Origin of the sequence: Pseudoxanthomonas sp. GM95, assembly GCF_900109775.1 — a bacterium.
GTDB lineage: Bacteria > Pseudomonadota > Gammaproteobacteria > Xanthomonadales > Xanthomonadaceae > Pseudoxanthomonas_A.
Window position 1 is genome coordinate 375,198 of the sequence record NZ_FOAX01000002.1, and the last position, 26,976, is coordinate 402,173.

27 protein-coding genes and 1 tRNA gene are annotated in these 26,976 nt (G+C 65.9%); 12 read left to right on the forward strand and 16 right to left on the reverse strand.

Annotation, left to right across the window (positions count from 1 at the left end):
* The first annotated feature begins 5 nt into the window (after positions 1-5).
* The gene (locus tag BMZ17_RS09840) at positions 6-239 is read left to right on the forward strand and encodes a hypothetical protein (RefSeq protein ID WP_093138417.1); all 234 of its coding nucleotides are present in this window, start codon (positions 6-8) and stop codon (positions 237-239) included.
* A 103-nt stretch (positions 240-342) separates the two neighbouring features.
* Here the strand turns inward: BMZ17_RS09840 and BMZ17_RS09845 are convergent, their stop codons facing one another.
* Genes BMZ17_RS09845 through BMZ17_RS09855 form a run of 3 tightly spaced genes read right to left on the reverse strand, consistent with a single transcriptional unit; the run spans position 343 to position 4,165 of the window.
* The gene (locus tag BMZ17_RS09845) at positions 343-2,613 is read right to left on the reverse strand and encodes a xanthine dehydrogenase family protein molybdopterin-binding subunit (protein ID WP_093139570.1); all 2,271 of its coding nucleotides are present in this window, start codon (positions 2,611-2,613) and stop codon (positions 343-345) included.
* 14 nt (positions 2,614-2,627) lie between these two features.
* Positions 2,628-3,614: an FAD binding domain-containing protein gene (locus BMZ17_RS09850; RefSeq protein ID WP_093138418.1), complete on the reverse strand. Its 987-nt coding sequence runs from the start codon at positions 3,612-3,614 to the stop codon at positions 2,628-2,630.
* A complete protein-coding gene (locus BMZ17_RS09855) occupies positions 3,611-4,165 on the reverse strand; it encodes a 2Fe-2S iron-sulfur cluster-binding protein (RefSeq protein WP_254775265.1) in 555 nt (184 codons plus the stop codon). The genes BMZ17_RS09850 and BMZ17_RS09855 overlap by 4 nt, the downstream gene beginning before the upstream one ends.
* A 286-nt stretch (positions 4,166-4,451) precedes the next feature.
* Between BMZ17_RS09855 and BMZ17_RS09860 the strand changes: the two genes are divergently transcribed.
* From BMZ17_RS09860 to BMZ17_RS09880, 5 genes are all read left to right on the forward strand, one after another.
* The gene (locus BMZ17_RS09860; RefSeq protein WP_139202884.1) at positions 4,452-5,399 is read left to right on the forward strand and encodes an SDR family oxidoreductase; all 948 of its coding nucleotides are present in this window, start codon (positions 4,452-4,454) and stop codon (positions 5,397-5,399) included.
* An 80-nt stretch (positions 5,400-5,479) separates the two neighbouring features.
* Positions 5,480-6,283 (forward strand): MipA/OmpV family protein, encoded by an 804-nt coding sequence (locus BMZ17_RS09865; protein WP_093138421.1) that lies wholly within the window; start codon positions 5,480-5,482, stop codon positions 6,281-6,283.
* 34 nt (positions 6,284-6,317) lie between these two features.
* Complete coding sequence (locus BMZ17_RS09870) at positions 6,318-7,028, forward strand: response regulator transcription factor (protein ID WP_093138422.1); 711 nt, start codon at positions 6,318-6,320, stop codon at positions 7,026-7,028.
* Positions 7,015-8,379 (forward strand): sensor histidine kinase, encoded by a 1,365-nt coding sequence (locus tag BMZ17_RS09875; RefSeq protein WP_093138423.1) that lies wholly within the window; start codon positions 7,015-7,017, stop codon positions 8,377-8,379. The genes BMZ17_RS09870 and BMZ17_RS09875 overlap by 14 nt, the downstream gene beginning before the upstream one ends.
* A complete protein-coding gene (locus BMZ17_RS09880; protein ID WP_093138424.1) occupies positions 8,376-8,603 on the forward strand; it encodes a hypothetical protein in 228 nt (75 codons plus the stop codon). The genes BMZ17_RS09875 and BMZ17_RS09880 overlap by 4 nt, the downstream gene beginning before the upstream one ends.
* Before the next feature lie 113 nt (positions 8,604-8,716).
* On the opposite strand, the gene BMZ17_RS09885 is transcribed toward BMZ17_RS09880, so the two are convergent.
* Positions 8,717-8,953 carry a hypothetical protein gene (locus BMZ17_RS09885; protein ID WP_093138425.1) on the reverse strand — a complete coding sequence of 79 codons (237 nt, stop codon included), beginning with the start codon at positions 8,951-8,953 and terminating at the stop codon, positions 8,717-8,719.
* Positions 8,954-9,151: 198 nt separating this feature from the next.
* Between BMZ17_RS09885 and BMZ17_RS09890 the strand changes: the two genes are divergently transcribed.
* On the forward strand, positions 9,152-9,721 hold the full coding sequence (locus BMZ17_RS09890) for a hypothetical protein (protein ID WP_093138426.1): 570 nt from the start codon (positions 9,152-9,154) through the stop codon (positions 9,719-9,721).
* Positions 9,722-10,166: 445 nt separating this feature from the next.
* On the opposite strand, the gene BMZ17_RS09900 is transcribed toward BMZ17_RS09890, so the two are convergent.
* Both BMZ17_RS09900 and BMZ17_RS09905 read right to left on the reverse strand, forming a co-directional pair.
* Positions 10,167-10,952 (reverse strand): hypothetical protein, encoded by a 786-nt coding sequence (locus BMZ17_RS09900; protein WP_093138428.1) that lies wholly within the window; start codon positions 10,950-10,952, stop codon positions 10,167-10,169.
* Between the two features lie 195 nt (positions 10,953-11,147).
* Positions 11,148-12,188, reverse strand: coding sequence for an aldo/keto reductase (locus BMZ17_RS09905; protein ID WP_093138429.1), 1,041 nt, complete (start codon positions 12,186-12,188; stop codon positions 11,148-11,150).
* Between the two features lie 178 nt (positions 12,189-12,366).
* Here BMZ17_RS09905 and BMZ17_RS09910 point away from each other — a divergent pair, with 178 nt between their 5' ends.
* Positions 12,367-12,945 (forward strand): hypothetical protein, encoded by a 579-nt coding sequence (locus tag BMZ17_RS09910; protein WP_093138430.1) that lies wholly within the window; start codon positions 12,367-12,369, stop codon positions 12,943-12,945.
* Complete coding sequence (locus BMZ17_RS20945; RefSeq protein WP_139202885.1) at positions 12,942-13,409, forward strand: hypothetical protein; 468 nt, start codon at positions 12,942-12,944, stop codon at positions 13,407-13,409. The genes BMZ17_RS09910 and BMZ17_RS20945 overlap by 4 nt, the downstream gene beginning before the upstream one ends.
* 86 nt (positions 13,410-13,495) lie before the next feature.
* On the opposite strand, the gene BMZ17_RS09920 is transcribed toward BMZ17_RS20945, so the two are convergent.
* Positions 13,496-13,568, reverse strand: a tRNA-Ile gene (locus BMZ17_RS09920).
* Positions 13,569-13,975: 407 nt separating this feature from the next.
* Between BMZ17_RS09920 and paoA the strand changes: the two genes are divergently transcribed.
* Genes paoA through paoC form a run of 3 tightly spaced genes read left to right on the forward strand, consistent with a single transcriptional unit; the run spans position 13,976 to position 17,792 of the window.
* Entirely contained in the window at positions 13,976-14,626 is a 651-nt protein-coding gene (paoA, locus tag BMZ17_RS09925; RefSeq protein ID WP_093138432.1) for an aldehyde dehydrogenase iron-sulfur subunit PaoA, read from the forward strand.
* On the forward strand, positions 14,623-15,573 hold the full coding sequence (locus tag BMZ17_RS09930; protein WP_093138433.1) for an FAD binding domain-containing protein: 951 nt from the start codon (positions 14,623-14,625) through the stop codon (positions 15,571-15,573). Before paoA ends, BMZ17_RS09930 begins: the two co-directional genes overlap by 4 nt.
* A gap of 2 nt (positions 15,574-15,575) precedes the next feature.
* Positions 15,576-17,792: an aldehyde oxidoreductase molybdenum-binding subunit PaoC gene (gene paoC, locus BMZ17_RS09935; protein WP_093138434.1), complete on the forward strand. Its 2,217-nt coding sequence runs from the start codon at positions 15,576-15,578 to the stop codon at positions 17,790-17,792.
* 48 nt (positions 17,793-17,840) lie between these two features.
* On the opposite strand, the gene BMZ17_RS09940 is transcribed toward paoC, so the two are convergent.
* The 9 genes from BMZ17_RS09940 to BMZ17_RS09980 form a co-directional block, all read right to left on the reverse strand.
* Positions 17,841-19,256 carry a carboxylesterase/lipase family protein gene (locus BMZ17_RS09940; RefSeq protein WP_093138435.1) on the reverse strand — a complete coding sequence of 472 codons (1,416 nt, stop codon included), beginning with the start codon at positions 19,254-19,256 and terminating at the stop codon, positions 17,841-17,843.
* A 123-nt stretch (positions 19,257-19,379) separates the two neighbouring features.
* The gene (locus BMZ17_RS09945; RefSeq protein ID WP_093138436.1) at positions 19,380-20,150 is read right to left on the reverse strand and encodes an enoyl-CoA hydratase-related protein; all 771 of its coding nucleotides are present in this window, start codon (positions 20,148-20,150) and stop codon (positions 19,380-19,382) included.
* Entirely contained in the window at positions 20,143-21,669 is a 1,527-nt protein-coding gene (locus BMZ17_RS09950) for a 3-hydroxyacyl-CoA dehydrogenase (protein ID WP_093138437.1), read from the reverse strand. Before BMZ17_RS09950 ends, BMZ17_RS09945 begins: the two co-directional genes overlap by 8 nt.
* Positions 21,662-22,264 (reverse strand): glutathione S-transferase family protein, encoded by a 603-nt coding sequence (locus BMZ17_RS09955; RefSeq protein WP_093138438.1) that lies wholly within the window; start codon positions 22,262-22,264, stop codon positions 21,662-21,664. Before BMZ17_RS09955 ends, BMZ17_RS09950 begins: the two co-directional genes overlap by 8 nt.
* Complete coding sequence (locus BMZ17_RS09960) at positions 22,264-23,490, reverse strand: CaiB/BaiF CoA transferase family protein (RefSeq protein ID WP_093138439.1); 1,227 nt, start codon at positions 23,488-23,490, stop codon at positions 22,264-22,266. Before BMZ17_RS09960 ends, BMZ17_RS09955 begins: the two co-directional genes overlap by 1 nt.
* A gap of 75 nt (positions 23,491-23,565) precedes the next feature.
* Positions 23,566-24,342 (reverse strand): enoyl-CoA hydratase/isomerase family protein, encoded by a 777-nt coding sequence (locus BMZ17_RS09965; protein WP_093138440.1) that lies wholly within the window; start codon positions 24,340-24,342, stop codon positions 23,566-23,568.
* Between the two features lie 141 nt (positions 24,343-24,483).
* On the reverse strand, positions 24,484-25,281 hold the full coding sequence (locus BMZ17_RS09970; RefSeq protein WP_093138441.1) for an amidohydrolase family protein: 798 nt from the start codon (positions 25,279-25,281) through the stop codon (positions 24,484-24,486).
* Entirely contained in the window at positions 25,278-25,847 is a 570-nt protein-coding gene (locus tag BMZ17_RS09975) for a carboxymuconolactone decarboxylase family protein (RefSeq protein ID WP_093138442.1), read from the reverse strand. The genes BMZ17_RS09970 and BMZ17_RS09975 overlap by 4 nt, the downstream gene beginning before the upstream one ends.
* Before the next feature lie 103 nt (positions 25,848-25,950).
* Positions 25,951-26,931, reverse strand: coding sequence for a LysR substrate-binding domain-containing protein (locus BMZ17_RS09980; RefSeq protein ID WP_093138443.1), 981 nt, complete (start codon positions 26,929-26,931; stop codon positions 25,951-25,953).
* Positions 26,932-26,976: the final 45 nt, after the last annotated feature.

Sequence of the window (26,976 nt, forward strand, 5' to 3'; positions counted from 1 at the left end):
GCGTGATGGAACATAGCTTGGTGATCCGCGAAGAGTTCGAAGAGCTCCAGGGGCGGCTGGAGGCACACCGCGCCGCCCTACGAGGCCTGCTGAGGCACCTGGATGAAGGAGCACGCGAGGCCGTGCGGAAAGAGTTGGCCATCCGCGCCATCGTCGATGGTGAGCCCTCCGCCACCGAGGCCGGCATGCAGGCAGAGGCCGCTGATCTCGTAACGATGCTGGGCTTCACGCCGAATTGAACTGCGTGACACAGGGCGCGCGAAGGCCGGACGCCGTGCGCGCCAGGGGCCTCGCTTCAGCCGACCTGCATTGGCGCTGGGCGGCCGATTTCCTTTTGAAACTTCAGAGCAGCTTGTCCAGCGTGATCGGCAGGCTGCGGATGCGTTTGCCGGTGGCGTTGTAGATGGCGTTGGCCACCGCAGCGGCAACGCCGGTAATGCCGATCTCGCCGATGCCGTGTGCGCCAAGCGGCGTGTGGGGATCGGGGATGTCCGTCCACATCACCTCGATGTTGGGCACATCCAGGTGGACCGGGACGTGGTACTCGGACAGGCTGCGATTCATGATTCGCCCACTACGCGGATCGAACTCGGTCTGTTCGGTGAGCGCCAGTCCGATGCCCATGATGATCCCGCCGCGGAACTGGCTGGTCGCCGTCTGCGGATTGAGGATGCGCCCGGTGTCGAATGAGCCAAGGAAACGGCTGACCCTTACTTCGCCGGTGATGGCATTGACGCGGACCTCGCAGAACTGGGCGCCATAGGAATGCATGGAGTATCTCATCAGCTCCATTGGCGCCGGCGCGTCTGCCTTGGCTTCCAGGTGGTCGACACCCAGTTGTCGCAGCAGCGTGGGGTAGGGCACGTGCACGCTGGCATCGTCGCTGCGGCCAAGGCCGCCGTCGCGCGGAACGAGTGCGTCGGCCTTGCAGCCATGCAGCCCCGAGTCCCTGGGCAGCTGTTTCAGCAGGTCCTTCAGCAGCTGGCTGACCGCTGCCTCGACTGCAGCAAGCGTGCCCGCGGTCTGGGACGAGCCACCGGCCATCGCACCTGCAGGCAGGGCACTGTCGCCGTATTCGAATGACACGCGATCCAGCGGCAGTCCAAGCCGGTCGGCCAGATGCTGGGCCTGGACGGTCGCGGTGCCCATCCCCATTTCGTGGCCTGCGGTTGACGCGTGCGCCGTGCCGTCGGCCGCGAGGCGAACGCGTGCGGCAGAGCCTGGCATCCGGTAGTAGGGATAGGTCGCCGTGGCCACCCCCATCCCGATCAGCCATTCGCCCTCGCGCCTGGTGCCAGGCGCGGCGCGCTGCTCCCAGCCAAAGGCCTTGGCGCCGTCCGCGTAGGCCTTGATCAGATGGCGCGAGGAGAACTCCGCGCCGCTGGCAGGATCCTTGTCAGGCTCGATGCGACGACGCAGTTCGATTGGATCAAGTTGGAGCTGTTCGGCCAGTTCGTCCAGCGCAGACTCCAGCGCGAAGGTCCCGACCGACTCACCGGGAGCGCGCATGAAGGTGTTGGCCAGCATGTCCATTTCAGCGACCTGCTGTTCCAGGCGCATGGTGTCTGCGGCATAGAGATGGCGGGCGGGAAAGGTGAACTGTTCGGGCACGCTGTTATGCGCGGTCATGGCCACCACGCCGGAGTGGATCAATGCGGCGAGGGTCCCGTCGGGATTGGCGGCCAGTGCCACGCGCTGTTCGGTCAGGGTACGCCCGCCGATCAGGCGGTAGACGCTCTCGCGGCTGAGCGAGAGCCTCACGGGTCGTCCGGCGAGCTTGGCCGCCGCCGCGGCCAGCATCTGGTGGGTCCACAGCCCCTTGCCGCCGAAGCCACCGCCGACGAACGGAGACAGCACACGCACCTGCTCGGGCTTCAGGTCGAAGACCTGTGCGAGCGTGGAGACCGTCCCATTGAGCATCTGCGTGGCGTCGTGGACGACCAGGTTGTCGTCCTGCCACTGCACCGTCACCGCATGCAGTTCGATGGCGTTGTGATTGTGGCGAGGGGTCGTGTAGATCTGATCCACCCTGACCGAAGCCTTGGCCAGCGCGGACTCGGCGTCTCCAATCTCCAGCAATGGCGATTCGCCCAGGACCGACTCCGGCTGGTGCGCATGTTCCTTGGCGCGCTGGAAATCGGTGATCGCCGGTTCGAGTGCATAGGACACATCAACCAGGGTGGCGGCGTAATTGGCCTGCTCGGCAGTGGCTGCCAGGACGACTGCGACCGCCTCACCGTTCCAGTGGATCTGTTCGTCCTGCATGACCGGCAGGGCTGCGCCTGCCACGCCGCTGCCCTGTCCGAAGGCCTGTGGCGTCTTCAGCCGGGGCGCGTTGCGGTACGTCATGACCAACGCGACGCCCGCGGCCGCCTCGGCCCGGGAGACGTCCAGGTGAGCGATCCGGCCGCGGGCGATCGTGCTGTGGGCCAGCGCGGCATACAACATGCCGTCCAGGGACACTTCACCGGCAAAGCGGGCCTTGCCCTGGACCTTGAGCGGGCCATCGATGCGCGGTGTCGCCACGCCAATATTGGGTCGCGGGCCTTCCAGCTGTTCCGGCCGCGTGCCCGGGAGCAACGCCTCGGGAACGTGCCGCAGCACGGTCTTCATCATCTCCTGCAAGGTCACAGCGCACCTCCGGCCAGTTCGGCGAGCACGGCGGCGGTGGTTCGCTGCAGCAGCGGCAATTTGAATGCGTTGTCGGAGAGCGGGACCGCGGCCTGCAGTTCAAGTTCGATAGCTTGGGCAATGGCATCGGTGGTCAATGGCTTGCCCAGCAGTTCGGCTTCAAGCCTGGTTGCCCGCCAAGGCTTGTGCGCCACGCCGCCCCATGCCACGCGCACGTGGTTGATCGTGCCATCGGTCGACAGGCCAACCACGGCAGCCACCGAAACCAGGGCGAAGGCATAGCTGGCGCGATCGCGGACCTTGCGATAGCTCGAACGCGTGTGCCCGGGCGCGGCTGGAATGGAAACAGCGGTGATCAGCTCACCCTCACGCAGCACCGTGTCCCGCTCGGGATGTTCGCCTGGCAGGCGATGGAACTCCACAAGCGGAACTGCACGGTCTCCGTCTTCGCTGCACAGATGAACCGTGGCATCCAGCGCGGCCAGCGCCACGCACATGTCCGATGGATGGGTCGCGACACAGTCTGCAGATGCGCCGAGGATGGCATGCATGCGGTTGAAACCGCCGGCTGCATCACAGCCCGAACCGGGGACACGCTTGTTGCAGGCGGCTGCCTGATCGTAAAAATATGCGCAACGCGTGCGCTGCATGAGGTTGCCGGCCACCGTGGCCATGTTGCGGATCTGCGCCGATGCGCCCGCCAGGATCGCGCGGGAGAGCAGCGGGAATTCCCGGCGGATTTCCAGGTTCGCTGCCACCGCGGTATTCCGGGTGGCGCCATCGATCCGCAGGCCGCCTTCGCTGGTGCGGGAAATCTCGTGGGGGAGCGCGGTGATGTCGACCAACACGTCCGGCTGCTCGATGCCTTCTCGCATCAGGTCGACCAGATTGGTGCCGCCGCCAAGGTAGCGTGCGTTGGCGTGCGCCGCTTGTTTTACGGCTTGGTCTGCTGCGTCAGCTCGATGGTAGGCAAAGGGCTTCATGCGGCCTCCTGCTTGGCGGCCTGTGGCGCGTCCAACGCATCGGCAATCGCATCGACGATGCCGTTATAGGCGCCGCACCTGCACAGGTTGCCACTCATGCGTTCGCGCAGTTCGTCATGGCTCAAGACCAGATGCTCGCTCGCGAGGTCTGCGGTCACATGGCTGGGTACGCCGCGCTGGAATTCCTCTTGCATGCCCAGGGCGGAACACAGCTGGCCAGGCGTGCAGTAGCCGCACTGGAATCCGTCGTGGGCAATGAACGCCTTCTGCATCGGATGCAGCTGGCTGCCCTGTGCCAGTCCTTCCACCGTGGTGATCTCGCGCCCCTGGTACTGCACGGCAAGCGCGAGGCAGCTGTTGATGCGTTCACCGTCGACCAGCACCGTGCAGGCGCCGCAGGCGCCCTGGTCGCAGCCTTTCTTCGTGCCGGTAAGTCGCAGGTGTTCCCTGAGCAGGTCGAGCAGGGAAGTGCGCACATCCACTTCGGCGCTGACAGGTGCGCCGTTGATCAGGAAGTCCATTGCGATCGCTCCGCTGGCGGTAAGGGGCATGCCCGAGCTGGCGGTTTCGGTTATGTCAGGTCCAATGTTGCCGGACTGTCATCGAGGTGCGAATACGCCCTGCACTTTCCCCAATAGGTGCAGGTGATGGTGGTGTGCTTCGGCCAGTATTGTCCCGTGGTTGGGCCAAGCCCGGACATTCTCGTTCGACCTGCACAGACCAGGGCTGGCCGTCCTAACGGTGTAACCATTCCGTGTACGCGCTGGGACTTCGACTTGACCTGCTGGTTGCGCATACAGAGTGACCATGGCGCTCCAACGAGAAAAGGGCCATTCGATGTCCAGGCAACCCGACCAGCAAAGTGACACCGCGGCCGACTCGCAAAAGGCGAGCGGTCACCAGGCACACCTTCCAGATCCGAGAACCCAATACCCCAGGCCTCCGTTCAAGCACCAGCAGCAGGATTGGCCGGGCCTGGCATCACGGATGGATCCACGTCCTGATCATGGTGAGACCAGCTATGTGGGGTCAGGGCGCCTGGCAGGGCGCAAGGCACTGATCACGGGGGGCGACTCGGGGATGGGACGGGCTGCGGCGATCGCCTTTGCCCGGGAAGGCGCTGATGTCGCCATTGGGCACCTTCCGCAGGAACAGGAGGATGCCGACGAGGTGCTTGCGTTGATTGCGCAGGCCGGCCGCAAGGGCGTGGCGCTCCCCGGTGATATCCGTACCGAGGCGTTCTGCCGGCAGCTGGTCGCCGATGCAGTCGAGCAGCTGGGTGGTCTGGACATCCTGGTCAACAACGCGGCGTTCCAGCACACCGTGCCGCAGATCGAGGACCTGACGTCCGAGCAGTTCGACCAGACCTTCAAAACCAATGTCTACGCGCCGTTCTGGATCACCAAGGCCGCGCTGGCCCATCTGCCCGCCGGTTCGGCCATCATCAACACCGCTTCGATCCAGGCCTATCACTCATCGCAGTGCCTGCTGGACTATGCGCAGACCAAGGCGAGCAACGTGGCCTTCACCCATGCCCTGGCCAAGCAACTGGCCGAGCGCGGCATCCGCGTCAATGCCGTGGCGCCAGGGCCGATCTGGACGCCGCTCCAGCCCGCAGGTGGGCAGCCGCCGGAGGCGCTCCCACAGTTCGGTGCGCAGACGCCGCTGGGTCGCCCGGGGCAGCCCGCCGAGCTGGCCGGTGTCTATGTGAACCTGGCCACCAGTGATTCGGCGTTCACCACCGGCGAGGTGTATGGCGTGGCCGGCGGCAGCGGTCGCAGCTGAAGATCAGGCCATCGCCGTAAGTTGCCTGTAAGTCCGAGAGGAAAAGACTGACGTCCCGTTCGCTGACTCCCCCTGACGTCATGACCCTGAAAGCCGCTGCAAGCCTGTTCTGCCTGTTCCCTTCCATCGCGCTGGCACAGTCCCCGTCCAGCACCAGTGACTTGCTGGCCAAGCAGGAAGATGATCGCTGGACCATCGGGGTCGGCGCTTCGGTCAAGGATGATGGCTATGCAGGCGAGGGCACCCGTATCCGTCCTTTCCCGCTGATCGGCTACGAAGGTGAGCGCGTGTTCTGGCGTGGCCTCACTGGCGGCGTCCACGTCATCAAAGGCGAGAGTTTCACGCTGGACGCCGTGCTTGCCGGGCGGTTCGATGGCTTCGACATCGACGACCTGGGAAGAAAGGAACTGGCTGCCAATGGCTTGAACGCCGATCTGCTTGAAGACCGCGACGATGGCCTGGATGCGGGCCTGTCAGCGTCCTGGCGAGGCACCGCGGGCGAACTGAAGCTCTCGGCGCTGGCCGACGTTACCGATTCCAGTGGCGGCTACGAGTTCGCCGCTGACTATGGCTATGCACTCCATTGGGGGCGTACCACGCTGGTGCCCAGTGTGGGCGTGCGCTGGATGTCAAGTGATCTTGTTGAGTACTACTACGGGACCCTGGACGAGGAAGTTGCCCGAGGTGTGGTGCGCTACCAGCCGGGTTCGGCGGTGGTACCGCAGGTGGGCGTGGGGTTCTCGCGTCCGCTGGGCGAGCACTGGAAGGTCACCGGCTCGGTCAACTACAAGTTCCTCCCCAGCGAGATCACCGACAGCCCGCTGATGGATCCGGACGTCAGCGGCGCGTTGGGTGCGCGCGTTGGCATTGGCTGGTCGTTCTGAGAAGGTAGCCGCCCTGTCTCTGGCGGGAAACCTGATGACCGACACAGCGCCAGCCATCGCGACCCGCGTTGCCCTGATCGAGGACCACCCCAGGCTGGCAGGGTTGATCGAGCGTGGGCTGGCCAGCGCCGGGATCGCGGTCGATGTCTTCCAGACGCTGGAATCTGCCTGGCATGGCTTGAGCGGGCAGGGCTATGCGGTGGCCATCGTCGACCGCGGCATGCCCGATGGCGACGGCCTGGACCTGGTGCGCCGGCTGCGGCGCGCCGATGTGCGCACGCCCTGCCTGATGCTCACCTCGCGCGATGCGTTGCGCGACCGTGTTGACGGCCTGGATGCCGGCGCCGATGACTACCTGCCCAAGCCGTTCGCCCTGGACGAACTGGCAGCCCGCGTGCGTGCCCTGATGCGGCGCCCGACGGCGCTGCGCAGCGTGGCGCCGAGCTTCCTGGGGTTGAGCGTGGAGCCGGAAAGCGGCTCGATGCTGGCCGGGCAGGAACGCATCAGCCTGGCGCCTGCAGAGTTGCAGCTGATGCTGGCGCTGCTGCGCGCCCAAGGACAGACCGTCAGGAGAACTGCGCTGGAGAACGCGGCATGGGGGGCGGGCGGCGCGGTGACACCCAACGCGCTGGACGTGGCCATTCACCGTTTGCGCAAGAAGCTGGTCGCGATCGAGGCGGCGGTGGGCCTGGTCAACGTACGCCAGCAGGGTTTTGCACTCAGGGCGGCCGATGCGTCCGCGTAGCCTGACCGCCCGCCTGATGCTGGCGGCGGTTGCCGGCCTGGCCGCGGCGACGGTCGTGGCCTGCGTGCTGGTCTGGATCGGTGCTGACCTCCGCTCTCCGGACCGCCTGCTGCACGCAGAACTGGAGGAAGAGGTCGCCGACATACAGGCCGGCTTGCGCATCGGTCCCGCTGGCAGCGTGCATGTCTGGCTCAAGCAGGGCAATGCGCGGGTTTACGACGCCATGCCCAGGGACGCGGCTTACCAGCTCTTCGATGCGGCCGGTCGTTCGGTTGCCCACAGTCCGCAGGGGCCGGCGCTTCAGGCGTTGATGGGCATGTCGCCCGGGCCCGACGAGCAGGCCGTTCCCATCAGCAATGGTGGCGGGCAGCTGCGCTTGATCCAGCGTTCGATCCGGCACGCTGACCAGGTCTTTACCGTGCGCGTGGCACGCAGCGACCGCCTGGTGCTGACCCTGCGCGACTACGCCGACAAGCTGTATGTGCGTGCCGGGCTGGCAACGGCACTGCTTGCGTTGATGACCTTCGGCGCCGTGGTTTTTCTGACCGTGCGTCGCATGATCCTGCCGCTTCATCGCGTCTCGCAGGTGGCGGCGGGCATCGGGCCGCGCAATCTCACAACGCGCCTGGATGTAGCGCGGGTACCGCTGGAAATCGTGCCACTGGTGCAGGGCTTCAACACCGCGCTGGAGCGTCTGGAACGTGGCTATCGGGTGCAGCAGGAGTTCCTGGCCGCGGCTGCGCATGAGCTCAAGACGCCGCTGGCCCTGCTCCAGGCTGAGATCGAACTGGGTGGCGCTGCCAATACCGAGCTGTTGCTGCGTGACACCGGACTGATGGCGCGTCAGGTACACCAGCTGCTGCACCTGGCCGAGGTCAGTGAGGGGCACAACTACACCTTCGCTGCGATCGATCCCGGCAGCGTGCTGGAAGAGGTGAAGGAATACGTCGCGCGCTTTGCACATCAGCGCAGCGTGCACCTGGAGTTTGCGCGCGAGCCAGGGGCACTTGGCCATATCGAAGGCGACGCTGCGGCGCTGTTTGTGTTGGCCAAGAACCTGCTGGAAAACGCGCTCAACCACGCGCCAGCCGGCAGCGTCGTTCTGGTCATGCTGGGAGCTGACGGGTTCTCCGTGCAGGATCAGGGTCCGGGCGTTGCGCCGTCGGATCGCGCCCATCTGTTTCAGCGCTTCTGGCGGTCGCAGCGCGATGGCAATGGGGCTGGACTGGGCCTGGCGATCTGCCAGGAAATTTGCGCTGCGCATGGCTGGCGTGTCGGCCTGGCCGATGTGCAGGCCGGGCAGGGCGCTTGCTTCTTCGTGGCGATGAAACCCAGCGAGGCCGCGCGATGAACGCCAGCCTTGCCTTGCTCGACACGGCAATCGAGCAGGACATCTTGTCCGTTGCAGGGTTGCTGGAATCCAGCCCACAGGCAGTGATGGACTGGTACCACGCCGTGCCGATCCGCGCACTTGGCGATGAAACAGCCGCCGAGCTGGTCTGTCAGGGACGTGGCAGCGCCGTGATGGCATTCCTATGGGCGGTCATCGAGATCGAACTCGAGACGAACTGGTAGCGGGCGGCTCACGTGCCGCTTCCGCAATTGCCAGAAAAGAACGGATCGACTCAAGACGTATGTGAGGACCGCGCGGCCATCGCAACAGGGCCGGAAATCGGCCGCCAACAGGTTTACTGCAGGTGGAAGTAGAACAGTGCCGTCATGCCGGGCAAGTCCCACAGGATGGCATCGATCTGGAAGTTGACCATCGGCCGTTGCGCAGGTGCAGCCTCGGAGATTGCGTGTGCCTTGAGCTGCAGGGCTTCGGTTCTGAACGCTTCGCTCCTGCCGTGCTCGGCCCAGGCCTTGCGAATCATCTTTTCAATGCTGCTGGAGTTGTCATTGTCAGGTTCTGCGCGCAAACCCATGCTCCTCTCGCGTTGATCATCCTTGCATTGCATTCGGATCGCTTGCCCAGTATCGATCGGTCACTTATTCATACATGTGGCAGGTGAAAAGAGCATCAGTACCTCACACCTTGTTTGCGTACGGCCTGCGTAAGCTGGATCGCACTCGATGGCGATCAGATGGTTGCCATCGAGTTCTCCCCCAAGAGAGGTGCTCCCATGAGCCAGTTATTCAAAGGTCTACAGCTGCTGTTGGCCGACAACGACCTGCAGCGCAAACCACTCGACGAGCAGGCTGCGCAGTGGCGCCAGAAGTCAGAGCGCGATATCGAGGTTGAAAGCGAATTGATCGAAACCGCCAAGGGCCAGTGGCTGGCCGGTTCGGTCATGCTCTGGCTGGGTGTATCGCTGACCGCCCTTGCGGTGATCGCCGATAACCTGTGGGAGCATAGTTACAACCCGAGCTTCCCCAAGATTGTCCTTGTGCTGCTGATCTGGGTCGGCATGCTGTTTGTACTGTGGCTGATTGCACAGATGTTTGACCAGACCGCCGGCTTTGCCCGCTGGGTGCGCGCATTCAGCAGTCGCTCGCCACTGGCCGAGATGGATGACTCGCTTGAGCAGGTTCAGGAGGCACTGGCCTTGGCAAGGACCTATCCGGACGTGCTGGCTTACAAGCAGCAAATTGTTGCGTCCCGCCGTCTGCGCCAGGAGGATATCCGGATCATGCGCGACATGGGGCGCCGGCATCGCCAGTCCGCGTACGAGCGTGAGCTCAGCTTGCTCTGATTGACTGCGCGCCTACCCCAGGGTCGGCGCCGTTTCTATTTCTTCCAGCATTAATTGTCCCGCAGCTGAGCGAGTCAATCTGCCGCATTGACTTGTCCGGTGTCTGCCGCATCAAGTGCGCCCGGATCCTGTCGAACAAGCTCCGCTGTTGAAGTGCGCACATGCCGCTCTCATCGAATGCCTCGCACTGCAGTTGGATGGCCAGGGCCTGATCCTGATCGCAGGTCTGCAACGTAAAAAAAGAAAGAGATTGCCGTGTGTGGTCCATGAGAGTTTCGAATTGACTCTCCGTGGGGCACGGCCATTGCGTTGCACTGTGCGTCCAGTAAACAGGTCACGCCTGGTCACGGGTCCATCGCCCAGCGCTTGCGTCGTGCAACAAGAAGAAAGGCCGGACTGGGTCCGGCCTTCGTACAAATGAACCGCTAGGGCCGTGAAGGAGAGATCAGCCCTTGCGTCCGCCATCGAACGGTTCGTCGGAGGTAAAGGCATCATGCACCGCCCCCTTGGCCTGATCCCAGGTCAGGCGAGAGTGATGCTTCGCCGACTCCCAGCCCAGGCGCAAATCATTCTCCACGGTGTCATCCCATTTGCGCCCGCCGAAGTCGGTACTGAAGCGTGAGCGGGTCCCATAGCGATATGCAGGGGCATAATCTTCGTAAGCGCTGTCCTGCTCACGATAGGCTGCGTGATCAAAGCGCGACCTGAAGTAGTCATCACTGCCTGCGTAGGTGCCATAGGTCCGATCGGCGCGATACCAGGAGTCCCGTGCGGCTTCACGCGCCTGGTCCCACTCGAGGGTGGAGGTGCCGCGCTGCGCTGGCCACTGCTTTTCAAGCTCGGCCTCACGCTCCTCCCAGCGACGCCCAGGCTCCAGTTCCCTGGCCTGCAGGCCAAACCCGTAGGCGGTGGCGTAGTCGCGATCGAATTCCTTGGACGGATCCACATAAGGTCGATTGGCGAATTCGCCGCGCCAGTACTCCGTCTCCATGGTGGGATCGATGCGCTCTGCCACGCCTTTACCAGCTGCGCTGCCGACAACGACACCGACGGCCGCGCCGATCAGGGTTCCGATCGGTCCCAGTACCGTCCCTGCAGCTGCACCAGCGGCGGCGCCGCCGATGACGCCGCCGACCCCGACACCCACCGGATGGGAACCCGGTGCGCCCGTGATCGGGTCGCGATTGGCGTCGTCAGGAAGATCTCCATAGTTGTGATCGTGCTTGCTCATGTCTGTGACTCCCAAGTAGATCCATCGCGTGGCTTGCTGCGAGGTGCGAAAGCGTCGCGTCAGATGTGGATCGACTTTGGGAAGCCCTGCGTTAATCGAACGTGCGAGCCACGTGATTCGATGCACATGCCTTGGCAACGTTCGCGCGAGGCGCGTCAAAGGCATGGGTTTGCGCACGTGCGCGAGCACGAGGGATCAGCTGGTGGGAACCGGCGCTTCAGCGTCGATGAGTCCGCTTTGCTTGAGTTCCTCCCATAGCGCCTGGGGAATGCGTGCTGCCATCGATTGGACATTTTCCCTAACCTGTTCGGGTGTCCTGGCGCCAGGGATGATCGCCGAGACCACGTCCGGGGCGCAGGCGAACTGCAGGGCGGCTGTGCGCAGATCGACCTGGTGGCGATCGCAGATCGCTTGCACTTCCGCCCGCTTGGCCGGCGCCCAGTCCGGCACCTTGCCGTCGTAGAGGTAGCGGTCCCGGCCAGCCAGATAGCCGGCAAGCAGGGGAGCGCCGACAACGACCGAAGCCCCGTGGGCCTGAATCTTCGGAAAGGTCTCATGCAGCGTTTTGGCATGGTCGAGCAACGAGTACTGGCACGCCAGCAGGAAGATGTCCGGGTCCGCCTGTTCGATGGCGCGGAGGGCAGGCTCGGGACTATTCACCCCAAAACCCCAGGCCTTGATCAATCCTTCCTCGCGCATCCTGGTGAGCTCGGGCATCGCGCCTTCCAGTGCCTGCTTGAAGCGTTCTTCCCAAGGCATGCCCAGGTCCGCCTCATTGTCCGGCGAAAGATCGTGGATGAAGACGATGTCCAGCTTGGCCACGCCCAGGCGGTTGAGACTGTCCTCCACCGAGCGGCGAACACCTGCGGCCGAATAATCGTAGCGATAGCGAAAGGGTGGAGGATCGGTCCACATCGTCTCCTGCAGCTCGCCGGTCGTGGCGGTCAGCAGGCGTCCGACCTTGCTTGAGATGACGTAATCGTTCGCCGGTTGCCTGTGCAGGAAATGGCCGAACCTACGCTCGCTGAGTCCAAGTCCGTACCAGGGCGATGTGTCGAAATATCGGATCCCCGCGTCCCATGCCGCCTGGAGCGTGTCCTGGCTTTGCGCATCGGTCGCCGGCGCAAAGCCGTTGCCGATGGCGACGCCGCCCAGCCCGAGATGGCTGGAGGGACGGAACCTGCCTTGTGGGCTTGCGCTGTCAGATGTGGATGGCGTGTTGGCGGCATCTTTCATTCGGATTGCTCGAAGTGAGGATCACGCCGAGCCTCGCATCCATGCCGTGTACGGGCGGTGCGGAACGCTGCAGGCAGCGGCGCTGCTTCGCGGTCACCTGTTCAGGAATTCATTGCGCGGCCGTCACGGCAAGCACCGTAGAAAATCGTGAATTCTTGCGAACGGTTGCCTGCTCCCCTTGGATACGATCACTGCATTTTCCACGACGTATCCCACTGTGGCAGTCGCGCTTGTTCTGCTTGCTCTGGTCTGTGCGTTCTTTGGTTTGCTGCACCTCAGGCCACGGCTCAAAGCGCTTGATGCGACGGTCGCTCCCGATCGCGCACTCGAAGCCAGCCTGGCCACCTGGTCCAATGATCTGAAAACCTTCGCCATCGCCCTGCATCTTGGCCGTTGGAACGACGTCAGGTATGCGATGCGCTGGGACACGCTGGGCGTGCCAGACAGCGTCTTTGCCGCCATGGACAGCCATTCCGTGGGGGATGAGGCACTTGTCTTGCTGTCCCGCATGGCGCTGGAGGCCCAGACGCTTGCCAGGACGTCGGTGCTGATTGAACACCACTATCTGCTGCCGTCCGGGCAGATGCCCAAGGACAGCACGCCACGCTATAGCGCGACCGATTACGCCAGAGCCGTCCGGATGTTGTGCGTGTCGATTGACCGTGCGGTCGCAAGCTTGGCAACGCGCGATGTGTGCCTGCCAAGGGAAGAGGCTGCGCAGGAGACGGTGATCGAGCCAGTGCGGGTGGCCGCATGACCCGTTCACTGCATCGCATCGCACTTGATGCCGGCAGCGGTACCGAACTGCACGATCTTCTCAAGCTCGGGAGCTTCGAGCACTGGATCGTCATGGGCTGGCAGGAACGCGGGCGCTACTGCATCCCTGAGATGGCCATCCGCCTGGAAGGGCTGCCCTATGTTCCCAGTGGTGTCGGTGAGGCTGATTTCACTCTCATGTGCCGTCTGCCGCTTGCCCGCGCCGAGTTCCACAGGGCATCTGGGATGGTTGTCGTTGAGTCAGGCGAGACGCAATCCTGGCGCCTTCGCGTGCTTTCAGCCCTGCTGACCGAACATGCAGCCAAGCACCATCCTGACCCAGTGGCGTTGGTGTCCAGGCCAGACGGGCGGCACCTGATGGATCCCAAGGTCAGGCCACTCAGGGCAGTGAATCGCGCCGTCCAAACCGGCGACTTGGATCGAACCGGTCCGGTCGCACCATGACCCTCCGCATGAGCAGATGCGCTGTTGCGCAAGGCCACCAAGTCGCTGCGCGCCAAGAAAGCCATCGCACGGATCGCACCAGCTTGTGGGCCCACCAGGACTCGAACCTGGAACCAAAGGATTATGAGTCCTCTGCTCTAACCATTGAGCTATAGGCCCGCAGCCGGGCATTGTACCGGTCGTGGGAGGATCGGTCTCGGGTCTGGACGTTGCCGCAGGTTGGCCCTCACGCGGGATGACGCGAGGTTCGGTGGCGGGGTTTACGCCGGCGATTGCGCAGTGTGGGAAGGAATTGGCGCATTCATGGGGTTCCGCAGTGCGGCGCTGCCTTGAAAACCCTGCTCTCCCTGATGTTTAAGCGTCATCGGGGCTGACGATCCGGTCAGGGCGGCGATTGAACACGGCAGCTTCATGCTGATGGCCTAAGCTCGGATGGCGTTGTGGGGCCACGACGCGCGCGTCGGCGATATGCGCCGCACTCCTGTCTTTGCAGAACCGCCGCAGCGCACCGGCGATGTTGCGTTATTGGTCCAATCCACCCACCCAGCTGGAGGCATCAGCCAGGCATGAACACTCCTTTCGACGATTTCAAGATCTCCCGCCGTGGCTTGTTGAAAGCCGGCTCGGCTTCGGCCGCCACGGCCGCCTCCGGCAGCCTGGTGGCAGGCCCGGCCCGCACGCTGGCCAAGCCGGCGGTCGAGCAGATCAGCACGCAGTCCGTGTCCCTGGAGGTCAACGGCAAGCCGGTGACGCTGGAGCTGGATACGCGCACCACGCTGCTGGATGCGCTGCGCGAGCACCTCAAGCTCACCGGCACCAAGAAGGGCTGCGACCACGGCCAGTGCGGTGCCTGTACGGCGATCGTCGATGGCCGGCGCATCAATACCTGCCTGAGCTTCGCGGTGATGCACGAGGGCAGCAAGGTCACCACCATCGAAGGCCTGGGCCAGCCTGGCAACCTGCATCCGATGCAGGCGGCCTTCGTCAAACACGATGGCTACCAGTGCGGCTACTGCACGCCGGGCCAGATCTGCTCGGCAGTGGCGGTGCTGGAGGAGGTCAAGCAGGGCGTGCCCAGCCACGTCAGTGGCGACCTGGACAAGGTCGCCTTCAGTGCCGATGAAGTGCGCGAGCGCATGAGCGGCAACATCTGTCGTTGTGGCGCGTATTCCAACATCGTCGAAGCGATCACCGAAGTCTCGGGAGAGCGCGCATGAAGGCCTTTACCTACGAGCGCGCCAGCTCGCCCGCAGCGGCAGCCGCTGCGATGGCCAAGGCCTCCAACGCGCGCTTCATCGCTGGCGGCACCAACCTGATCGACCTGATGAAGCTGCAGATCGAAACGCCCACGCATCTGGTGGACGTCAACGGCCTGGGCTTCGATACCATCGAGAAGACCGAAGATGGCGGCCTGCGCATCGGCGCGCTGGTGCGCAATACCGATCTGGCCGCCGACAAGACCGTGCGCAGCGATTATCCGCTGCTCTCGCGTGCGCTGGTGGCTGGCGCGTCCGGCCAGCTGCGCAACAAGGCCACCACGGCCGGCAACCTGCTGCAGCGCACGCGCTGCCCGTACTTCTACGACACCAGCCAGCCGTGCAACAAACGCCTGCCAGGCAGCGGCTGCGGCGCGATGGAAGGCTTCAACCGGATGCTGGCCATCATCGGCAGCAGCGACGCCTGCATCGCTACCCATCCCAGCGACATGGCCGTGGCCATGCGCGCGCTGGATGCCAAGGTCGAAACGCTCAAGGCCGATGGCAAGACCCGCACGATCCCGCTGGAACTGCTGTATCGCGCGCCGGGCAGCACGCCGCATCTGGAGACCACGCTGGAGCGTGGTGAGCTGATCACGGCGGTGACCCTGCCCAAGCCCGTGGGCGGCAAGCAGGTCTACCACAAGGTCCGCGACCGGGCCTCGTACGCCTTCGCGCTGGTCTCGGTGGCGGCGATCGTACAGCCCGACGGCAGCGGCCGGGTCGCCCTGGGCGGCGTGGCGCATAAACCGTGGCGCGATGCGGCGGCCGATGCGCAGTTCCCCAACGGCGCCAAGGCCGTGGTGGACCGCCTTCTGGCCGGCGCCAAGCCGACCGAGCACAGCGCCTTCAAGGTGCCGCTGGTCGAACGCGCCCTCGGCGCGATCATTGCCGAAGCGAGGGCATGAACATGAAATTCGACACGCCTGCCACCACCAATCCGATCGACCAAGGCAAGGTCATCGGCAAGCCACACGACCGCATCGATGGGCCGCTCAAGACCACCGGCAGCGCGCCCTATGCCTACGAACGCCACGACGTGGTACCCGGCCAGGTCTATGGATTCGTCGTCGGCGCCACGATCGCAAAGGGCCAGATCCGTTCGATGGATCTGGCCGCAGCCAAAGCCGCGCCCGGCGTGCTGGGCATCGTGACCGCCGCCAGCGCCGGCAAGCTGGGCAAGGGTAAATTCAATACCGCGCACCTGCTGGGCGGGCCGGAGGTGCAGCACTACCACCAGGCCATCGCGCTGGTGGTAGCCGAGACCTTCGAACAGGCGCGCGCCGCCGCGCAGCTGGTGAAGGTGGACTACGCGCGCAAGCCCGGTGCATTCGATCTGGCGGCGGCGCGCGACGGCGCGAAAATGCCCGAGACCGGGCCTTCCGATGCGGACACCGCGGTTGGCGATTTCGCCGGCGCGTTCGCCGCCGCGCCAGTACAGTTGGATGCCACCTACACCACGCCCGACCATGCTCACGCCATGATGGAGCCGCACGCGTCCATCGCCACGTGGGAGGGTGACAAGGTCACGATCTGGACGTCCAACCAGATGATTGCCTGGGGCGTGGGCGATGTTGCGGCCACGCTCAACGTGCCCAAGGAGAACGTGCGCCTGGTGTCGCCCTATATCGGCGGCGGCTTTGGTGGAAAGCTCTTCGTGCGCACCGATGCGGTGTTGGCCGCACTGGGCGCCAAGGCCGTCGGTCGGCCGGTCAAGGTCAACCTGACCCGTCCGCAGATGTTCAACAACACCACGCACCGTCCCGCGACGATCCAGCGCCTGCGCCTGGGCGCCACGGCCGATGGCAAGCTCACCGCGATCGGCCATGAAAGCTGGTCCGGTGACCTGGAAGGCGGTGCCCCGGAGACCGCCGTTGCGCAGACCCAGCTGCTCTACGCCGGCGCCAACCGCATGACCGCGATGCGCCTGGCCGTGCTGGACCTGCCCGAAGGCAACGCAATGCGCGCGCCGGGCGAAGCGCCCGGCCTGATGGCGTTGGAAATCGCGATGGACGAGATGGCCGAAAAGCTCAAGCTCGATCCGATCCAGTTCCGCATCCTTAACGACACCCAGGTCGATCCGGCCAAGCCGGAGCGCCCGTTCTCGCAGCGCAAGCTGATCGAGTGCCTGCAGACCGGCGCCAAGCAGTTCGGCTGGGACAAGCGCAGTGCCACGCCAGCCAGCCGGCGCGAGGGCCGCTGGATGATCGGCATGGGTGTGGCTGCGGCGTATCGCGGCAACCTCAACATGAAGTCCGGCGCGCGCGTCACGCTGGATCGCGACGGCGTGGTCACGGTCGAGACCGACATGACCGACATTGGTACCGGCACCTACACGATCATTGCCCAGACCGCGGCCGAGGTGATGGGCCTGCCGCTGGAGCAGGTCAAGGTGAGCCTGGGCGATTCGGCGTTTCCGGTGTCGGCCGGTTCTGGCGGCCAGTGGGGCGCCAACAGCTCCACCGCCGGCGTGTATGCGGCTTGCATGAAGCTGCGCGAGACGATCGCCACCAAGCTCGGATTGGACCCGGCCAAGGCCGAGTTCGCCGATGGCAAGGTCTCGGTGGGGCGCAAGCATGTGGCGCTGGCCGATGCGGCGGCCTCGGGCAACCTGACGGTCGAGGACAGCATCGAGTTCGGCGACCTGGCCAAGAAGTACCAGCAGTCCACCTTCGGCGCGCATTTCGTCGAGGTGGCCGTGGACAGTGCCACCGCCGAGATCCGCATCCGCCGGATGCTGGCGGTGTGCGCGGCCGGACGCATCCTCAATCCCAAGTCCGCGCGCAGCCAGGTAATCGGTGCGATGGCGATGGGCGCCGGTGCCGCGCTGATGGAGGAGCTGGTGGTGGACAAGCGCCTGGGCTTCTTCGTCAACCACGACCTGGCGGGATACGAGGTTGCGGTGCATGCGGACATCCCGCACCAGGAGGTGATCTTCCTGGAGGAGACCGATCCGACCACTTCGCCGATGAAGGCCAAGGGCGTGGGCGAGCTGGGGATCTGCGGCGTGGCCGCGGCGATCGCCAACGCGACCTACAACGCCACCGGAATCCGCATCCGCGACTATCCCGTCACGCTGGACAAGCTGCTGCGTGCCGGGATGCCGGAGATCAACCTGACCGCGTGATGCACCGGCCATGCCGCGCCTGCACGGCGCGGCATGGGTTCAAGTGGATCAGGGCAGCAGCGGATCGCGGCCAGTGCTGGTCTTGCCGTCCGCATTGAAGTCGAGCATCGGCTGGGCCTTGGCGTCGTAGGCGGGCCATTGCGGCAAGCCTTTGCCGTTGGGATCGCCGTGCTTGACGAAATTCACCAGGTAGCTGCTGGCGAGCCGGCCCACGCCGCGGTCCTTCGCCGTGGCCTGCGCGCCGTATTTGATGTCGACGGTGTCGAAGAAGAATGGGATGTCGCTGGCATGGCTGGCGCCGGCGGTCTGCGGCGTGCGTGTGCTGTCGGCCACGTAGGAGAACCGGTAGTAATACGTCGGCACGCCATGCCCGACGAAGACATCGGCGGCTTTGCGCGCGCCGGCGATCATGAAGCCATCGCGTCCGCCGATGTCGTCGCTGGTCGCGCCCAGCATCACCGGCACGGTGTTGAATTGGCCACTGGCATACGCGGCAGCACTGTCGACCGACAGCGTGCCATCCACCACCGGCGCGCTGAAGGTGCGCGGCGCGTCGGTCGGGGTGAACAGCGACGCCAGGTTCAAGCCACCGACGATGGTGTCGGCCGGCAATGCGCGTAGTTTCTCCAGTGCCTGCGGATCATCGGCGGCAATGCCTTTCGACGCGGCAAAGGCCACGCTGATCTGCTCGGCCGCGACGACGTCACCCTTGTAGGCGCCGCCATCGCCGCCGGACTGGATCACCGCGCGCTGGAACAGGCCCTTGGTCATCGGCGAAGTCAGCAGCGTATGCACCGACATGCCGCCGGCGCTCTCGCCGATGATCGTGACCTGCGCCGGATCACCGCCGAATGCGGCGATGTTGCGCTGGACCCACTGCAACGCAGCGAGCTGATCCATGAAGCCATAGTTGGCCAGCAGCGCGCCATCGGGATGCTGTGCAGTGAGCTGCGGATGGGCGAAGGTGCCGAAGCGGCCGACGCGATAGTTGAAGCTCATCACCACGATGCCCTGGCGCGCGAGCGCGGCGCCGGCGTAGGTGGGCGGCGATGCGCCACCGTTGACGAAGCCGCCGCCATAGATCCACACCAGCACCGGCAGCTTGCCGCGCGCCTTGGCCGGCTTCCACACATTGGCGTACAGGCAGTCTTCGGCCGGCGCGGTGCCCAGCGGCGCCGCATCGCTGGGGAAGGGCAGCTGCATGCAGTCCGCACCGTACTGCGTGGCATCGCGCACGCCGCTCCACGCCGAGGCCGGCTGCGGCGCCCGCCAGCGCAACGCACCCACCGGCGGCGCGGCAAACGGAATGCCCTTGAAGGCGATGACGCCGTCGTGCGTGTTGCCTCGCAGCTCGCCGGTGTCAATGCGGGCGGTCTCCGCCTGGGTGGCGGCGACGGACGATGCTGTGGTGGTCAGCGCGAGCACCGCAAGCGCGGTCCTGGCGAAATGGCGGAGCGTGGGCATCGAGCATTCTCGCGGGCAGCGTGGCCAGACCGCCACAGCGCGCAAGCATAGCGTCGATCCTGATTCGACCATGGCGCAATGCAGCCAACCTGCACGGCTGGTTGCTCCGTGGCCCGCGCGGCGTCAGCGTCCTTCGAACGCGGCCGGACGCTTCTCCATGAAGGCGCGCATGCCTTCGCGTTGATCGGCCGTATCGAACAGGCGTTCGAACAGGCGCCGTTCCAGCGAGAGTGCGGTCTCCAGCGGCACGTCGCCTCCCAGGCGCAGTGCCTCGCGAATGGCCTGCACCGCCAGCGGCGGCATACGCGTGATCTTGCGGGCGATCTCCAGCGCCTGGTTCAACGCCTCGCCCGCAGGCACGAGCGTGGAGACCAGGTTGGCCGCATACGCTTCGCGCGCGGGGATCATGTCGCCGGTCAACGCCCACAGCGCGGCCTTGTAGCGTCCGGCCGAACGGAGCAGGCGTTGGGTGCCGCCGGCGCCCGGCATGATGCCGACCTTGATTTCCGGCTGGCCGAAACTGGCGTTGTCAGCGGCCACCACCAGGTCGCAGGCCAGTGCGAGTTCGCAGCCGCCGCCGAGTGCGTAGCCTTCCACCGCGGCGATGACGGGTTTGGTCGAAGCACGGACCACGTCGAACAGGCGCCCCGAACGCTGCAGGACATGATCGATCGGGCGCATGTCGGCCATTTCGCCGATGTCGGTGCCGGCGACGAAGTAGCCACCGCTGCCGGTGAGGACGATGACGGCGATGGCCTCGTCGGCGATGGCGGCTTCCAGTGCGTCGACCAGTTCCTGCTTCACCTGCAGGTTGAGCGCGTTACGACGCTCGGGCCGGGTGATGCGGATCACCGCGACCGTGTCGTGGAGTTCGGTGCCGACGAACTCAGCCATGTGCGCGAGCCTCGGCCTGGGTGCGCGCCTGCAACCACGGCGACACGCGATAGCGGTCCTCGCCGTAGGCGCTGGACAGGTGCCTGATCACGCCGGCGACGTAGGGCAGTTCCACCTTGCGTCCCCAGGCCAGCGGCCCGAGTGGATAGTTGACGCCGCCGGTCATCGCGGCATCCACGTCATGCTCGCTGGCGATGCCCTGCTGCACGGCGTCGGCCGCTTCGTTGACCAGCATGGCGACCGTGCGCGAGACGGCCATACCGGCGGCATCGCCCAGCACCGAGACCTTCTTGCCCAGCGCGGTGAACAAACCGGCTGCGGAATCCAGCTGCGCCGGGCTCACATCCACCGCACCGGCCAGCGCGATGCGCGTGCTGGTGCGGTAGTCCAGGGCCAGGTCGAACAGCACCACCGGTTCGCCCAGCTCCACGCTGCGGGCTGCGGCGCTGCGGCCATCGGTCAAGGCCAGGGCGACGCCATCGACGCGGATCAGGCCGCGGCCTGGCGCGTAGTGCACGGGAATGTTGGCTTCTTCGATCAGCGTGCCCAGTGCCGCGGCCGGGCCGAGGTCGCCTTCGATGACGACCTGCGTGGTGATCGACCCGTGCAGGTCCTGGATCGGGGTGCGCTCCTGGCCCTCGCCGTAGGCGAAGAAGCCGCGGCCGCTCTTGCGGCCCAGCCAGCCGGCATCGACCAGCTGCTTCTGCACCAGCGACGGCTGGTAACGCGGGTCGTGGAAGAAGCCTTCCCATACCGAGCGCGTCACCGCGAAATTGACGTCGTGGCCGATCAGGTCCATCAGCTCGCACGGCCCCATGCGGAAGCCGCCGCATTCGCGCATCACCGCATCCAGGGTTTCCGGCGTGGTGTGCTGCTCCAGCAGCAGGCGCAAGGCCTCGCCGTAGAACGGCCGGGCCACCCGATTGACGATGAAGCCCGGCGTGGACTGGCACACCACCGGCACTTTCTTCCAGGCGCGCGCGGTGGCGACGATGGTGTCGACCACGTCTGGATCGCTGGCCTGGCCGCGCACCACTTCCACCAGCGGCAGGATCGTGGCCGGGTTGAAGAAGTGCATGCCCACCACGCGCCCGGGCTGCGGCAGGCGCGAGGCCAGTGCGGTCACCGAGAGCGACGAAGTATTGGTGGACAGGATGGCGTCCTCGTCCACGCGCGCGGCCATGTCGCGCAGTGCGGCGACCTTGATCTCCAGGTTCTCGACGATGGCCTCGATCACCAGGCCGACGCGCTCCAGCGGCGCGCCCGGGCCGGCGGCGTGGACGCGGGCATACACGGCTTCGGCGTCGTGCTGGGCGATCTTCGCCTTGGCCACGCGTTTGTCGAGGCTGGCGCGGATCTGTGCGCGGCCGCGATCCAGCGCAGCCTCGCTGGTATCGCAGAGGTAGACGACGTGGCCGGCGCTGGCGGCGACTTCGGCAATGCCGGCGCCCATGGTGCCGGCGCCAATGACCACCACCGCACGGTCCAGCGGCAAAGCGGTTGCAGTGGACTCAACCATCGGCCGGCTCCGTTGCCGCGAACGACGGACGCGCCGCGACCGTGGCGAACCACGCCGCCAGTGCCGGCGCCTTGGCGCGCCAGCCGACATCATCGAAGCGATAGTCGAGATAGCCCAGCGCGCAGGCGATGGAGATCTGGCCGATGCCGAAAGGCGCGGCGGCCAACGCCTCGGCTTCGCCGTCCAGCATCGCCAGGCTGGCCTCGGTCTTCAGCACGAAGGCCTCGATCAATGCCTGCAGCGGTTGCGCGCGCTCGCGCTCGTTGCGCCACAGGATCAGCGCATCCAGCAGGCCATCCCCGAAGGCCAGCCAGCGCAACGCCGGCCAGCGTGCGTCGCCGGTCGGGAACAGGCCGCCATCGAAGCGTGCATCCAGGTATTCGCAGATCACCGCCGAGTCGAACAGCGTGGTGCCGTCGTCCAGCACCAGCGTCGGGATCTTGCTCAGCGGGTTGTCGACCATGATCGCGGAATTGGGCTTGAGCATCGCGGCGACCGAGCGCTGCAGCTCCAGCTGCGCGACGCAGTCCAACTCGTGCGCCGCCACCATCACCTTGCGCACGAAGGGCGACTTCGGGGACCAGTGCAGTTTCATCAGATGACTCCCTTGGCCCGCAGGCCTTCGATCTCATTGTCGCCGTAACCCAGTCCGCGCAGGATCTGGTCGCTGTGCTGGCCCAGCAGCGGCGGCGCGGTGCGCGCCTGCAGCGGAGCCTGGGCAAAGCGCATGGGGCTGGCGACCAGCGCGACGTCCACGCCGGACGGATGCGGGGCGGTCTGCACCATCTTGCGGAACTTCACCTGCGGGTCGTCCAACACTTCGGGCACCGAGTTGATCGCGCCGCTGGGCACGCCGGCGGCGTCGAGCCGGGCGATCAGGTCGGCACGCGTCCAGTCCTTGAAGCTGGCCTGCAGCAGCGGCGTGAGTTCGGCGATGCCTTCCACACGCTGTGCGTTGGTGGCGTATTGCCCCTGCGCCCACTGCAGCTGGCCCAGCACGTCGCACAGCTTGGCGAACTGCCGGTCGTTGCCGACCACCAGGATGATGTCGCCATCGGCGCAGTGATAGACATCCTGCGGCTGGATGTTCGGATGCGCGTTGCCGTTGCGCTGCGGCACCTTGCCCGAGACCAGGTAGTTCATCGCCTGGTTGGCCAGTGAGGCGACCTGCACGTCCAGCATGCTGATGTCGATGGCATCGCCCTCGCCGGTGGCGTGGCGGCGATTGAGCGCGGCCAGCACCGAAACGGCGGTGTACATGCCCGTCATCAAGTCTACGATCGGCACGCCGACCTTCTGCGCACCACCGCCGGGCTTGCCGTCGCGCTCGCCGGTGACGCTCATCAGGCCGCCCATCGCCTGGATCAGGAAGTCGTAAGCGGGCTGTTCGGCGCGCGGGCCATCCTGGCCGAAGCCGGTGACCGAGCAGTAGATCAGGCGCGGATTGAGCGCACGCAGGCTGTCGGCATCCAGGCCGTAGCGCTTGAGCGTGCCGACCTTGTAGTTCTCCAGCACGATGTCCGCCTCGGCCGCGAGCTTGCGCACGATGGCCTGGCCTTCTTCGGTGTCGATGCTGACGGTGATCGATTGCTTGCCGGCATTGACGGCCAGGTAGTAGCCGGCCTCGCGGGTATTTTTGCCTGCGGCATCCTTGAGGAACGGCGGACCCCACGAGCGGGTGTCGTCACCGGCGCCGGGACGCTCGACCTTGATCACTTCCGCGCCCAGGTCGGCCAGGATCTGGCCGGCCCACGGCGCGGCGAGGATGCGGCTTAGGTCCAGGACCTTGATGCCGCTCAGCGGACGTACGTTGGAACTCATGCGATGTCGTGCTCCGGCAGCGGCGCTGCGCGTTGGATGCGCAGGCCGCATCCGGCCCGCGCGATGGCTGGGTGTTCAGCGGCCGACGAAGACCGGCGCGCGCTTCTCGCGGAACGCGGCCTGCGCTTCGCGGGCGTCTTCGGTACGGCCGATGGCGGCGGTCATGTCCTGTTCGTAGCGATAGCCATCGCGCAGGCTCATGTCCTCGATGGTGTTGAGCGTGTGCTTGCTCATGCGCGTGGCTACCGGGCTTTTTGCGGCGATGGTGTTGGCGATCTCCAGCGCGGTGGGCAGCAGGGCTTCCGGTGCCACGCAGGCTTCGACCAGGCCCAGCCGGTACAGCTCGGCGCCGTCCACGCGCAGGCCGGTCAGGGCCATGCGGCGCAGGCGCGAATGACCGAACAGGCGCATCGCATGGCGGCAGCCGCCGAGCAGGCCGACGTCGATTTCCGGCAGGCCGAGCTTGGCGTTTTCGGAGGCGACCAGGATGTCGGCGGAAGCCACCATCGCGAGCCCTGAGCCGAGCGCCGCGCCGTTGATGGCCACCACGACCGGCTTGGCGCATTCGCGGATGGCATGGAAGCATTCGCGGGTGCGGCGCAGGTGCGCGCCGAGGTCGCCCGGTCCCTTGATGACCGCTGCGCGGCCCTTCAGGTCGGCGCCGGCGCAGAACACCTTGCCGGCGGAGGTGAGCACCACCGCGCGGATGTCGTCGTCCTCGCTGATGCGATCCAGTGCCAGCACCAGCTCGTCGTTGAGCGTGCGGGTCAATGCATTGACCGGCGGGGCATCCATCGTCAGTACGGCAACGTGCGCCGTCACCTGCACGTGCAGTTGGGTCAGGTCATCCATGCGCTGTGGCCTTCGTCTTTCATCGAAGGCCAGCTTAGGCAGCGCCTTCGCGCATGCCGACGCACCTCGCCGCAGAGCTGCTATGCCAGTGCGCGCATAACCTCTATGACCAACGTCGTATTGCGCGGCCTGGTGCGGCGCTCAGGCGTAGAGTGCGGCGGGATTGTCGACCAGAATGCGTTGCGCAGTCTGTGCATCGCCGGCGCCTTCGTGGAAAAGAGCGAACAGCTGCGCGGTGTCCGGTTCCGGCGACACGCGCAGGTGCGGCCAGTCGCTGCCCCACAGCATGCGGGCCGGATTGGCCTGCTGCAGCGCCTGCTGGAAGGCGAGCCCGCGTTCCGGTTGTTCCTTGCCCAGCAGGTTGCGATAGAGGCACAGCTTGACCCAGGTATTGCCTCGCTCGACCAGGCGTAGCAACGACTGGAAGGCGGGGGCCTCCACGCCGGCATCGAGATCGAAACCGCCGGCATGGTCGATCACGACCGGGATCGGCAGTCCGTCCAACAGGCCTGCTACGTCCTGCAGTGCTGCAGTGTCGGTCCAGAGCTCGGCGTGCAGGCCGGCATCGGCCAGGGCCGGTGCGAGTGCCTGTAGATCGTCCAGGCCGGCTGCACCAGGGAAGTTGCCGCCGCTGCGATGGCTGAAGCGGGCCGCGCGCACGCCACGCGCGCGCAAGGCCTTGAAGTCCAGCACGTCATCACGGCGCGCGACGATCACGCCGCGCAGCTGCGGATAGCGGTCCAGTGCATCCAGCAGTGGCGAAAAATCCTGGCCGTAGGCACTGGGATGGACCAGGACGCCATGCTCCAGGTCAAGCCGATGCAGCAGGCCGATATAGGCCTCGGCGCTGGCTTCGGGCGGCGAATGCACGCTGGTGTCGGCCAGCGGAAAGCGCGCATACGGGCCAAATACATGCGCATGGCAATCCCAGCCGCTCATGCGAGGTCACGCTGCGGCAGCGGAAAGGCCGGCGTCACGCCTTCGGGCAGCGGGATCTCATGCGTGTTCAAGGTCATGGCGACCATCGTGTAGTAGCCCACCAGCGCGGTGAGTTCGACGATGGCCTTCTCGCCCAGCAGGGCCAGCGTCCGTGCGTAGGTCGCGTCGCTGACCGAGTTGTGCGCATTGAGCTCGCGCGCGAAACAGACGATGGCGTGCTCGGTGTCGTCCAGCCCTTCGGGGATCTGCTGCGCCAGCAACGCCTCCAGGATCTCGGTGGACAGGCCGGCCTTTTCGCCTTCGAGCCGATGCGCATACCACTCGAACGGCGAGTTGCAGGCACGGCCGGTGACCAGGATCGCCAGCTCGCTCTGGCGCGGCGTCAGCGAGGTGTTGTAACGCAGCAGTTCGCCCAGCGCCGACCAGCGCGAAGCCAGTTCGGCATTGTGCAGGGCGGCGCGCAGAGGGCCCTGGATCTTGCCGCGCTTGCCGGAGACGACGCGGTCGTACACCGCGCGTTGGTCGGCATCCAGCGTGGCGGGGTCGGGCAGGGTGATGCGGGGCATGGTCACTCCATCGGATCGAAAGTGGCAGCGCGGCGGCGCGCCATGATCCGGTCGTTATAGCGGAGCGCTGCCGGCCCAGGTCACCGTGCCGGCGGCAAGGCTGTTATGCATCGGGTGAGGCATACGCCGCGCGCTGCCACAGACCTTCGGTCGCCAGCGCCTGGAAGACGTGGTCGATCTGCTGGGCCACGGCCGAGACTGCGCGGGCCGGTCCCTTGGCGCGTGCATGGGCCATCGAGATGATCCGCTGCAGCGGTGGATCGGTGATGCGCGCAGCCTGCAGCACGCCATCGGCCAGCTCCTTCCACACCGCGTGGATGGGCAGCACGGTGTAGACGCCGTCACCGGCGGAGAGCGACTTCTGCAGGGGCAGCGAATCAGCCTCGATCGCCGGCGCCAATGTGATGTGCCGCGTGCGGGCCGTGGCATCCAGCGCCGTGCGCAGGCCATTGGGCGCGCTCGGCAGGACCAGGGGCAGGCGGTCCAAGGCATCGAAAGGCACCGCGCCGCTGGCGGTCAGCTTGTCGCCCTTGCGGCCGATCAGATAACTGTCGACCACGGCCAGCGACTGCTCGCCTTCGGGCAGCGCGGCGCCGTAGCGATAGAACACCGCGATATCCACGCGCGCATCGGCCAGCCATTCCTCGACCTGCCCGCTGGAGCCTTCCAGGATCTTCAGCGTGACGGCCGGATAGCGGCTGCGCAGGCCGGAAAACAGCTGGCCGGTCAGCGCCTGCGAGATCGACGGCAGCAGGCCGATGGTGACCCGGCCGGTCGGTTCCAGCGCCTCGCCGCGGATATCGCGTTCCAGCTGCGCCGCGTCAGCCAGCAACGCCTTGACCTGCGGGAACAGGCGCTCGCCCAGCTCCGAGAGCTGCACGCCACGGCCGGTGCGATTGAACAGGCGTTGCCCGCAGTCGCGCTCCAGCGCATTGAGCTGACGGCTGAGCACCGACTGGTTGCTGTCCAGGAACAACGCCGCGCGGGTCACGCTGCCCAGCTCGCCGATGGCGACGAAGGTGCGCCAACGTCCCAGATCGGTCACCAGGTCGATGTTGAGCGCGGTGACCTTGGGGCTGGGCATGGCAGTGCGGCTGGCGGATCGAAAGAGTGAATGAGGGTAGCAAAC

Excerpts from the sequence above, each read along its gene's own strand:
- BMZ17_RS09940 (WP_093138435.1), bottom strand. The coding sequence starts at position 19,256 with ATGCCCACGCTCCGCCATTTCGCCAGGACCGCGCTTGCGGTGCTCGCG.
- BMZ17_RS09860 (WP_139202884.1), top strand. The coding sequence starts at position 4,452 with ATGTCCAGGCAACCCGACCAGCAAAGTGACACCGCGGCCGACTCGCAA.
- BMZ17_RS09965 (WP_093138440.1), bottom strand. The coding sequence starts at position 24,342 with ATGGATGACCTGACCCAACTGCACGTGCAGGTGACGGCGCACGTTGCC.
- paoC (WP_093138434.1), top strand. The coding sequence starts at position 15,576 with ATGAAATTCGACACGCCTGCCACCACCAATCCGATCGACCAAGGCAAG.
- BMZ17_RS09865 (WP_093138421.1), top strand. The coding sequence starts at position 5,480 with ATGACCCTGAAAGCCGCTGCAAGCCTGTTCTGCCTGTTCCCTTCCATC.
- BMZ17_RS09855 (WP_254775265.1), bottom strand. The coding sequence starts at position 4,165 with ATGCCCCTTACCGCCAGCGGAGCGATCGCAATGGACTTCCTGATCAAC.
- BMZ17_RS09960 (WP_093138439.1), bottom strand. The coding sequence starts at position 23,490 with ATGAGTTCCAACGTACGTCCGCTGAGCGGCATCAAGGTCCTGGACCTA.
- BMZ17_RS09945 (WP_093138436.1), bottom strand. The coding sequence starts at position 20,150 with ATGGCTGAGTTCGTCGGCACCGAACTCCACGACACGGTCGCGGTGATC.
- BMZ17_RS09840 (WP_093138417.1), top strand. The coding sequence starts at position 6 with ATGGAACATAGCTTGGTGATCCGCGAAGAGTTCGAAGAGCTCCAGGGG.
- BMZ17_RS09890 (WP_093138426.1), top strand. The coding sequence starts at position 9,152 with ATGAGCCAGTTATTCAAAGGTCTACAGCTGCTGTTGGCCGACAACGAC.
- BMZ17_RS09875 (WP_093138423.1), top strand. The coding sequence starts at position 7,015 with ATGCGTCCGCGTAGCCTGACCGCCCGCCTGATGCTGGCGGCGGTTGCC.
- BMZ17_RS09870 (WP_093138422.1), top strand. The coding sequence starts at position 6,318 with ATGACCGACACAGCGCCAGCCATCGCGACCCGCGTTGCCCTGATCGAG.
- BMZ17_RS09970 (WP_093138441.1), bottom strand. The coding sequence starts at position 25,281 with ATGAGCGGCTGGGATTGCCATGCGCATGTATTTGGCCCGTATGCGCGC.
- BMZ17_RS09905 (WP_093138429.1), bottom strand. The coding sequence starts at position 12,188 with ATGAAAGATGCCGCCAACACGCCATCCACATCTGACAGCGCAAGCCCA.
- BMZ17_RS09975 (WP_093138442.1), bottom strand. The coding sequence starts at position 25,847 with ATGCCCCGCATCACCCTGCCCGACCCCGCCACGCTGGATGCCGACCAA.
- BMZ17_RS09950 (WP_093138437.1), bottom strand. The coding sequence starts at position 21,669 with ATGGTTGAGTCCACTGCAACCGCTTTGCCGCTGGACCGTGCGGTGGTG.
- BMZ17_RS09930 (WP_093138433.1), top strand. The coding sequence starts at position 14,623 with ATGAAGGCCTTTACCTACGAGCGCGCCAGCTCGCCCGCAGCGGCAGCC.
- BMZ17_RS09900 (WP_093138428.1), bottom strand. The coding sequence starts at position 10,952 with ATGAGCAAGCACGATCACAACTATGGAGATCTTCCTGACGACGCCAAT.
- BMZ17_RS09885 (WP_093138425.1), bottom strand. The coding sequence starts at position 8,953 with ATGGGTTTGCGCGCAGAACCTGACAATGACAACTCCAGCAGCATTGAA.
- BMZ17_RS09845 (WP_093139570.1), bottom strand. The coding sequence starts at position 2,613 with ATGAAGACCGTGCTGCGGCACGTTCCCGAGGCGTTGCTCCCGGGCACG.
- BMZ17_RS09850 (WP_093138418.1), bottom strand. The coding sequence starts at position 3,614 with ATGAAGCCCTTTGCCTACCATCGAGCTGACGCAGCAGACCAAGCCGTA.
- BMZ17_RS09980 (WP_093138443.1), bottom strand. The coding sequence starts at position 26,931 with ATGCCCAGCCCCAAGGTCACCGCGCTCAACATCGACCTGGTGACCGAT.
- BMZ17_RS09955 (WP_093138438.1), bottom strand. The coding sequence starts at position 22,264 with ATGAAACTGCACTGGTCCCCGAAGTCGCCCTTCGTGCGCAAGGTGATG.
- BMZ17_RS20945 (WP_139202885.1), top strand. The coding sequence starts at position 12,942 with ATGACCCGTTCACTGCATCGCATCGCACTTGATGCCGGCAGCGGTACC.
- BMZ17_RS09880 (WP_093138424.1), top strand. The coding sequence starts at position 8,376 with ATGAACGCCAGCCTTGCCTTGCTCGACACGGCAATCGAGCAGGACATC.
- paoA (WP_093138432.1), top strand. The coding sequence starts at position 13,976 with ATGAACACTCCTTTCGACGATTTCAAGATCTCCCGCCGTGGCTTGTTG.